We start from the raw sequence: 610 nt of genomic DNA, 5'->3' as shown, positions 1-610 counted from the left end.
AGAAGATGGCCCGCCTGCCGGTCGAGGTCGATGTCGCCTCGGAATTCCGCTACCGCGAGCCGCCCGTCCTGCCCGGCACCGCCGCCGTTTTTGTCAGCCAGTCGGGAGAGACCGCCGACACATTGGCCGCCCTGCGCTACTGCCGCGACAAGGCCGACACCATCCTGTCGGTGGTCAATGTGGAAACCAGCTCCATCGCGCGGGAAAGCGATCTGGCGCTGCCCATCCATGCGGGCATCGAGGTGGGCGTGGCCTCCNACATTGGCCGCCCTGCGCTACTGCCGCGACAAGGCCGACACCATCCTGTCGGTGGTCAATGTGGAAACCAGCTCCATCGCGCGGGAAAGCGATCTGGCGCTGCCCATCCATGCGGGCATCGAGGTGGGCGTGGCCTCCACCAAGGCCTTCACCTGCCAGCTCAACGTGCTGCTGCTGCTGGCCATCACCGCCGCCTGCGCGCGGGGCCACATGTCGCAGGCCGAGAAGAGCCAGCTTCTGGCCGAACTGCGCGCGCTGCCGGGGCTCTTCAACGCGACGCTCGACCGGTCCGCCGATATCGAGGCTGCCGCCCGCAAGATCGCCGAGGCGCGGGACGTGCTGTTCCTCGGGC

The 610-nt window shown here is 68.3% G+C and carries 2 pseudogenes; both read left to right on the top strand.

The features are described 5' to 3' along the window. Positions 1–257: pseudogene (locus VK682_RS27310) on the top strand (SIS domain-containing protein); the annotation flags it as partial. A 1-nt stretch (position 258) separates the two neighbouring features. Beyond that, a pseudogene (locus VK682_RS27305) lies at positions 259–610 on the top strand (SIS domain-containing protein); the annotation flags it as partial.

Origin of the sequence: Salipiger marinus (assembly GCF_035481585.1) — a bacterium.
GTDB classification, from domain to species: Bacteria; Pseudomonadota; Alphaproteobacteria; order Rhodobacterales; family Rhodobacteraceae; genus Salipiger; species Salipiger marinus.
This window is presented reverse-complemented; position numbering and strand designations above follow the sequence as displayed.